Below are 8,495 nucleotides of genomic sequence, written 5' to 3'. Positions count from 1 at the left end.
AAAAAAAAAAAAAAAAAACCCCCCCCCCCCAGAGGGTGGCGCTGTCGTGGTTAATACTGGTCGCGATCCAACCAGTTGCCGTTCGCTATCAACGTACAACCCTCAACGGAACGTTGATAGACATACATCCATGCGCTGCCGTAAGGCGTCTGAATCAGGTGGCGCGCATACTCGCCCCCCTTGGTGCGCAGCGCATCCAGTTCGGCCAGCGTCGATGCATCAATACGATAAACTTCACCATGTACTGTGCCTTCGCCGGGCACCGCGCCTGGATAGTGGCCCAGGCTGTACAGCTGATAATCGTCGACACTATGAGCGCCCAGCCACTGGGCGTTGGTCATCCAGTGGCTGTTGCCTTGTTTGCGTCGTAAACTGCCGTAAACAAATATTCGCATTGCTAAAACTCAAACTGATAGAGCAAATCGAGCGCCTGGTCGATGCCAGACACCGCTTCCACATATAGCTTAGGCATCAGGCGATAACGTAAAGTCAGCGTCGCCAGGGAATCGAAGATACCGACCCCGTATTTTACCTGCAGACCCGGCAGTACATAGCCGCTGACCACCACCTGGGAAGAATCGCCTACCCCTTCGGTGTCCAACGCCAAGTTGCTTACGCCAAACGTCTCGCCGATTTTACCCACAACCTGACCACTTTGTGCAACCCCCATACCAATAAGCATTGAGGTCATCGCGGCGCTATCGCTCTGACCACTACTCAAACCCTGGCCGCGCAGCAGATAAGACAGCGCTTCCTGCTGGGACATAACCGGATCAGAGAAGATCTCCGCTTTCGGCTGATCGGCGGAGCCGGTGACGCGAACGCCGGCGATCACATCGTCTTCGGTGGCATCCGGGTTACGAATCGCTTCGATATTCAGCAACGGCTGATCCGGCGGACCGGAGAACAGCAGCTCCCCTTTGCGGACAATCAAGTCCTGACCATAGGCGTGGAAACGGCCGTCCGGAATATTAATCTGCCCGTTGAGGCCCAGCCCCTGCTTGTCCTGCGCCACTTTCAAATCACCGGTCAGACGCGCTTTCAGGCCGAAGGCTTCCAGACGAACGTTGTTGCCGACGTGAATGGTCAGGTTGCTGTTGATCGGGATGCTGGCGCTCTGCTGCTTAATCGGCTTGAGGTTTTTATCCAGCATCACTTCATCAGAGGAGACGCCGACCGCGCTCTCCGGCACCTCGTTGACCACGATCCGCGCCCAGGGCACATCCACTTTGCCGTCGAGATTGAACAGGCTTGGCGTGGCGGTAAACACCACATCCGGCGATACATCGAGACGCACCATCGGCGGCACCGTGATCCGCACCCGGCTGCCTTTCGCCGCAATTTGCGCCCGCCAGTTATCGATCTGCGTCCAGTCGGCGTTACCGCTGAGGGCGATTTGCCCCTGGCGGGTGTTCACCGTCCCCTGCAGGGTCGAGCGCGTGCCGTTGAAGTTCATCGCCAGCTGGCTCGGCTGCATATCAAACGGCATAAAGTTGCCGTCGATATCCACCCCGCTCAGCTGCATCTGGCCGAACAGCTGCGGACTTTTCACATTGCCGCCCAGACGCAGACGGGCGTTGAGCCTTCCCTCTGCCTTTTCACCACGAGCGAAAATCGGGTTGATCATCGCCAGCGAGAAGTTGCTGATATTGACGTTGCCGCCGAGGTTACGCCGCCCCTGCGGGTCGGTGACCTGCACCTGCCCATCCAGCTGACCGTTGTTGGTCAGGCGGATAAGCCAGCCCAGCTCGGCGCGATTGTTGTGCAGGTCGGCGCTGAGGTTCAGCGTATCGAACGCCACCGGCAACGGCGCGTCGTTGACGACCTGGGTCACCTTGACGTTGCGCCCGCTGAGGGTCACTTTGCCCTGCGGCAGTCCCTCTTTGGTGGTGTCCCAGCTCACATCGGCATTACCAGTAAACACGCCGCTGGCCTGGGTCGCCTCCGGCATAAACGGCTTGAGCATCGCCAGATCGAAGCGGTTGAGATTCACCCGCGCCCGTCCGCTGGCGCCCGCGTCAATGGTTTCAGGCACGCAGAGCTCGGCGTTCGGGTTGGTCCAGCAGTGTGGCCCGATGCTGATTTTCTGCTCCAGATTGCGATAGTCCAGCGCAATGCTGCGCGTCAGCGCTACCGGCCCCACCGGCGTCTGGAAGCGGGTATCGCTCAGCGAGCCCTTCCAGCGTTCGGCCTGACGATCGAAGCTACCTGCCAGCGCCAGCTGGCCGGAAACCGGATCGCCCTGCACGCGTAGCCGCAGCTCATGCTGTTTCTCTGTACCTTTGGCATTGAGCTGCACCAGGCTGATATTGACCCCCGGCTGGCTGATGCGATCCACCCGCACGTCCAGGTTACCGCCAATCTGATCGGTGGATTTCACATCCCCTTTGACGTTGACCTGGGCGATGGTCAGCTCCTGCCAGCGCAGCGCCCGGGCGGTGATGTCGGCCAGCAGCTGCGGCGCATCGACAGTGCCGCGCACTTTTACCAAGCCCTTCGCCGTCCCGCCGAGCCCCGGCAGCGCATTATCCAGGTGCGGCGCATCGATGGTGGCGTCGAGATTAAGATCCTTCACCCCCAGCTCGCCTTTGATATCAGCGCTGTTCGGGCCTAACGCCAGATGCAGTCCCGGGATTTTCCACTGCAGATAGCTGTTACCCTGCAGCGAGCCCGCCACATCCACTTTGTTCTGCTTCACGTTGCCGGTAATTTTCAGCTCCGGCACCGACATCTGCCAGCTGCCGCCGTACAGGCTGCCCTGGGTCTTGATCCGGCCGTTAAGCTTTGACGGCCAGTCCGGCACCTCTTTGGCGGTGTTGATGCCGTCGAGGGTCAGCTCGCCGCGCCAGCTGATCGCCTGCTGCCAGTCGAGCAGCGCCTTCAGCTCGGTTTTCCCTTCCAGGGCGTTGACCGTCAGCTTGTCGAGATTGATCTGCCGTTCATTGCCTTTGGCGTTGAGGGCGATTTTCGCCGGCGGCAGCGATTGACCTTTCACCCCGGTGGAGAAGGCCAGCGCATAGTCGGTCATTTTGCCGCTGAACTTCAGCTGGACATTGTCGGCCTGAAACTGCTTCTCGCCGCTGAACGGCCAGGCGAGCTGCTTACTCTTCAGCTCCATATTGAGCGGCAGCCCTACCTCCGCCAGCTGCGCATCCGCGCGCAGCGTGGCCGCGACCGGCCCGCTTAAGTCCACTCCGACTTTGAGCGTTTTACGCACTTCGCCGCCCACCTTCAGCTGCACCTTCTCCCCTTTCATTGGGTCGACGTTCAGGGTTCCGGCGAGGGTAATGTCCACCGGCCAGTTATCCTGCAGCTGCGCGCTGCCCGAGGCGCTAACCTTGCCCTGATCGGAGTCGATATCAAGGGCGTCGAGCTTCATCTGGCCGTCGATACTGCTGACTTTCAGCAGCAGGTTATACACGGTGATATCGGTATCGCCGGTCAGGCGCAGCTGCTCGCCGCGGAACGCCTGAATATTGAGGTTCAGCGGCAGATGGACATCGGTCATCGCCGGCAGCACCGGCTGCGAGAAGAGGTCGGTCATCGTCTCGCCGAGCGGTTTTTCCTGCGGCTGCGGGTTGTCAATTTTCGGCTCAACCACCTGCTCCTGCGCCACTTTCGCCACCTTAGGCAGGGCGATCAGCAGCCCCTGCAGCGAGGTCGGCGTCAGGGTCAGATTTTTCTCCTGCCAGTTCAGGCCGGTGGAAAAGTCGCGTACAGAGACCGCGGTATCATCGATTTTGACGTTGACGTTATGCAGCGCGACGCGGCTGAGGGTGATCGGATAAGGAGTGGAGAGATTCAGCGGCCCGCTGTCCTCTTCCTCGACCGGCGCTGAGGGCGGCATCTTCTTGGTATCGACGGCGACGTAAATATCGCGCAGCGCGATGTCGTTTACGCACAGACTGCTGTCCCACAGGCAGCGCAACCTGACGCTGAGGTGAAACTGACCGGCGGCGACCGCCACCCCGGGCTGCTCGTAACGGACATTATCGAGGGTTAAATCACGCCAGCCACCGGTGACTTTGCCGATTTCCAGCCCCGGTACCCAGCGATCCGCCGCTTTGAACACCAGATGCAAGCCGGTGGTGGTCCCCACCAGGAACCCGACGGTGCCCAGCAGGAGCACCAACACGATTAAGACGCCGAGGCTTATCTTCTTCCATAAACTCATAATTCAGGCCCCAGACCGATGTAAAACTGTAAACCATGCTCTTCTTTGTCGCCGATCGGCCGGGCGATATCCAGCTTGATCGGTCCCACTGGCGACTGCCAGCGCACGCCTACCCCGGCGCCGGTTTTGAAATCGCTCTCGCGAATATCGCTGACCGCTTCGCCGCTATCGACAAACACGGCGCCCCACCATTTACCACTGACGTTGTACTGATACTCCAGCGAGCCGGTCGCCAGCTTCGAGGCCCCGATCAGCTTGCCGTCATCGTCCTTCGGCGAGATAGATTTGTATTTATAGCCGCGAATACTGCGATCGCCCCCGGCGAAAAAACGCAGATCTGGCGGCACCTTGTCAAAGTTGTCCGCTTCGATCCAGCCAAGGTTGCCGCGCACCACAAAGCGGTGGCGGTCATAGAGGGTACGGATCCAGACGTCCTGGGCCTGCATCACGATGAAGTTGATGTCCGAGCCCCACATGGTGTTGGAGTAGTCCACCGAGTAGCGCTGGGAATCGCCCCAGGTAGGCATCAGGCCGCCGCGGGAGCGAGTGCGGTTCACCGAGACCCCAGGATAAATCAGCATGGTGGTGTTGGTGACGTTCGCCTGGGTAAAGTGATCCAGGCTCCAGCGCAGGTTAATCGCTCGCTGCCAGCCGCTCGACATCTCCCAGAAACGCGAGACACCCAGGGTGGTAGAGTCGGCCTGGGTATCATTGAGGTCGGTACGCTTAAAACCGCCCTGCATCAGATAATACTGTTCAAGGGGGCTCTTCAGCAGTGGGACTTTATAGGTAAAGTCGAACTGCTGCTCCGGGGCGGAGAGGCTGACGCTGGAGGTCAGGCTGTGGCCATACGAGTTGACCCATGGTTTTTTCCACGTGGCTTTCACCCGCGGACCGACGTCTGTGGAATAGCCGACCCCAGTTTCCACGGTGTTCTCTTTGCGAGGCGAGACAACGCCCTGCAGAGGCAGCACCTTGGTTTTCCGCGACTTAGCAAAATCAGGCGCCACCACCACCGAACTGAACCAGCCGGTCGCCGCCAGGCGGCGGTTTAGCTCGGCCAGATCCTGCGAGGTGTAGTAGTCGCCCTCTTTAAACGGCACGAGGTTTTGCAGGTATTCATCGCGGATTTGCGAGCCAGAGAAAGTGACGTGGCCAAAGCGATAGCGTTCGCCGCTGTCGTAATCGATATCCCAGAACGCCTGATGACGGTCGAGGGAGACCCCGAGCTGGCTCTTAAGAAACTCGCTGTCAAAGTAGCCTTTGCGCAGGGCGACGCGGGTCAGCGAGCTCTTGAAGCCGTCGTAATCCCCGTGGTTGAGCACCGTCCCGATGGCCGGGCGCGTTTTCAGCAGCGCCAGGTAGTCGCTATCGGTGCGGGCGCCGCCGCGCAGAATCACCTCGGTTCCTCCAATGCGCACCGGTTCTCCCGGGGTCACTTTGGCGATCAGCACCTGACGTCCCCTTTTCGGCGGCGGACGCAAATCAAATTCAATCGTCGGCTCGTAATAACCCAGCGCTTTCAGACCTTCGCGAATGGCGTCATCGACGCGCGCGCGAAAGCGACGATCCGGCGTGACTTCATCGCTCTGGATGGTGGAAAGCTGGGCGCGAACGTTTTTCTCCAGCTCCCCGGATAATCCCTCAACCTGCAAACGCACATTCGCTGCGCTGGCGACCCCGCTGACCAGCAAAAGGCTGGTGACACATAACTGGCGGATTTTTAGCACATTTTCTCCTGAATATCCCTGTTTCCTCTACAGGAAACACTGGCGCCGCTCCACGGCTTAACAAAACCCTAACAACATAGGGTTGAAAAAGTGGCAATAACCCAAATAATTCTTATGTATTAATCTAGACGTATTACGCGTATTTATTGTGTTAAAAGACACGCTTCGTTACAACCTTAACGACGATTTCTGTATTGAGAGGCCAACCGTGAGTCTATTTGATAAAACGCATCTTGTCGCCCAGGCGGATGCGCTGCCTGGACGCAATACCCCCATGCCAGTGGCGACGCTCCACGCAGTTAACGGCCACTCGATGACCAACGTCCCGGCGGGGATGGAAGTGGCGCTGTTCGCCATGGGCTGCTTCTGGGGAGTTGAGCGCCTGTTCTGGCAATTGCCGGGGGTTTACAGCACCGCCGCAGGTTACACTGGCGGCTATACGCCCAATCCGACCTATCGCGAAGTATGCAGCGGCCAGACCGGTCACGCGGAAGCGGTACGCGTGGTTTATGATCCGCAGGTGATTAGCTATGAGCAGTTATTGCAGGTGTTCTGGGAAAATCACGACCCGGCGCAGGGTATGCGGCAGGGTAACGACCACGGCACCCAGTACCGCTCGGCGATTTACCCGCTGACCCCGGAACAGACGGAGGCGGCAAAGGCCAGCCTCGCGCGCTTCCAGGCGGCGATGAACGACGCGCACGATACCCGTCACATCACCACCGAGATCGCCACCGCCAAACCGTTCTACTATGCCGAGGACGATCACCAGCAGTATCTGTATAAAAACCCGCACGGCTATTGCGGCATCGGCGGCATTGGCGTCTGCCTGCCGCCTCAGGCGTAATTCTGATTTCCGCCTCAACAGCGAGGCGGTCAATGAACGCTCTGGCGGCTTTACATTCCCTTACGCTATACTAGCCAGTGTGACAGCCGGTCCAGCGCCTTCGGACCGGTTTTTTATGTATTCCACATTTGAGTTATCAACTTCCCTTCCGAGGATCTGGCCTCAACGGTCAGAAAAGATATGTTAAACAGTATTTTAGTAATACTCTGTCTGATAGCCGTCAGTGCGTTTTTTTCGATATCGGAAATTTCACTGGCCGCCTCACGTAAAATCAAACTGAAACTGCTGGCCGATGAAGGCAACGTCAACGCACAGCGGGTGCTGAAGATGCAGGAGAACCCGGGCACCTTCTTTACCGTCGTGCAGATTGGCCTCAACGCCGTCGCCATTCTTGGCGGTATTGTGGGCGACGCGGCTTTCTCACCGGCGTTTCATAGCCTGCTCAGCGGGTATTTGTCGCCGGAGCTCTCCGAGCAGCTGAGCTTCATCATCTCTTTTACCCTGGTCACCAGCTTGTTCATCCTGTTTGCTGACCTGACTCCGAAACGCATCGGTATGATTGCGCCCGAAACTGTGGCCCTGCGCATCATCAACCCGATGCGCTTCTGCCTGTTAGTCTTCCGCCCGCTGGTGTGGTTGTTTAACGGCATGGCCAACATGATCTTCCGCATCTTCAAACTGCCGATGGTGCGGAAAGACGATATCACTTCCGATGATATCTATGCCGTGGTCGAGGCCGGCGCGCTGGCCGGGGTGCTGCGCAAGCAGGAGCATGAGCTAATTGAGAACGTGTTCGAGCTGGAGTCCCGCACCGTTCCTTCCTCCATGACCCCGCGTGAAAGCGTCATTTGGTTTGATTTGCACGAAGACGAGCAGAGCCTGAAGAATAAAGTGGCCGAACATCCGCACTCGAAGTTCCTCGTCTGTAATGAAGATATCGACCACATTATCGGTTACGTCGATTCAAAAGATCTGCTGAACCGCGTGCTGGCGAACCAGAGCCTGGTGCTGACCGGCGGCGTACAGATCCGCAACACGTTGATCGTGCCGGACACCCTGACCCTGTCGGAAGCGCTGGAAAGCTTCAAAACCGCCGGGGAAGACTTCGCGGTGATCATGAATGAATACGCGCTGGTGGTCGGGATCATCACTCTCAACGACGTAATGACCACCCTGATGGGCGACCTCGTCGGCCAGGGGCTGGAAGAGCAGATCGTCGCCCGCGATGAAAACTCGTGGCTGATCGATGGCGGTACGCCGATTGATGACGTGATGCGCGTGCTGGATATCGACGAGTTCCCGCAGTCCGGGAATTACGAGACCATCGGCGGCTTTATGATGTTTATGCTGCGTAAAATCCCCAAACGCACCGACGCGGTGAAGTTCTCCGGCTATAAGTTTGAGGTCGTGGATATCGATAACTACCGTATCGACCAGCTGCTGGTGACCCGCATCGATAACAAGCCAACGGTGCTGGTGCCGAAGCAGGCGGAAACGGCGGAAAGCCAGAACGCCTGAGCGTAATCTTTTCTCTCTCCTAAGGGCGGATGACCATCCGCCCTTTTTTTATGGCCCAAATGGTTATCCCACACTCCCACTTAACAAAATTGCTTTATCGGTGGGCTACAGCGATCCGGTCTATTTCACCCGCTTGTTTCGTAAACATAACGGCATCCCACCGGGCGAATATCGCAAACGCTATGCGGAAATGAAGGGCTAAAAACATCAACGGCTCCCATCGGGA

The 8,495-nt window shown here is 58.2% G+C and carries 5 protein-coding genes and 1 pseudogene; 3 read left to right on the top strand and 3 right to left on the bottom strand.

What is annotated here, in order from left to right:
• Positions 1-50 precede the first annotated feature (50 nt).
• Genes HMPREF9538_RS16705 through tamA form a run of 3 tightly spaced genes read right to left on the bottom strand, consistent with a single transcriptional unit; the run spans position 51 to position 5,904 of the window.
• Positions 51-395, bottom strand: a complete 345-nt coding sequence (locus HMPREF9538_RS16705; RefSeq protein ID WP_002886724.1) for a gamma-glutamylcyclotransferase family protein — start codon at positions 393-395, stop codon at positions 51-53.
• A gap of 2 nt (positions 396-397) precedes the next feature.
• Complete coding sequence (gene tamB, locus HMPREF9538_RS16710; RefSeq protein WP_009484743.1) at positions 398-4,174, bottom strand: autotransporter assembly complex protein TamB; 3,777 nt, start codon at positions 4,172-4,174, stop codon at positions 398-400.
• A complete protein-coding gene (gene tamA, locus HMPREF9538_RS16715; RefSeq protein WP_002886722.1) occupies positions 4,171-5,904 on the bottom strand; it encodes an autotransporter assembly complex protein TamA in 1,734 nt (577 codons plus the stop codon). Before tamA ends, tamB begins: the two co-directional genes overlap by 4 nt.
• Positions 5,905-6,112: 208 nt before the next feature.
• Here tamA and msrA point away from each other — a divergent pair, with 208 nt between their 5' ends.
• The 3 genes and pseudogenes from msrA to HMPREF9538_RS0127415 all read left to right on the top strand — a co-directional run.
• Positions 6,113-6,751 (top strand): peptide-methionine (S)-S-oxide reductase MsrA, encoded by a 639-nt coding sequence (gene msrA, locus HMPREF9538_RS16720; RefSeq protein WP_002886721.1) that lies wholly within the window; start codon positions 6,113-6,115, stop codon positions 6,749-6,751.
• 180 nt (positions 6,752-6,931) lie between these two features.
• Complete coding sequence (locus tag HMPREF9538_RS16725; RefSeq protein ID WP_002886718.1) at positions 6,932-8,269, top strand: hemolysin family protein; 1,338 nt, start codon at positions 6,932-6,934, stop codon at positions 8,267-8,269.
• A gap of 70 nt (positions 8,270-8,339) precedes the next feature.
• Positions 8,340-8,471: pseudogene (locus tag HMPREF9538_RS0127415) on the top strand (helix-turn-helix domain-containing protein); the annotation flags it as partial.
• Positions 8,472-8,495 lie beyond the last annotated feature (24 nt).

The sequence above is a fragment of the Klebsiella sp. MS 92-3 genome (assembly GCF_000195655.1).
Classification (GTDB): Bacteria; Pseudomonadota; Gammaproteobacteria; order Enterobacterales; family Enterobacteriaceae; genus Klebsiella; species Klebsiella pneumoniae.
Note: the sequence above shows the minus strand (reverse complement) of the source record. Positions and strands in the feature narration are given on the sequence as shown.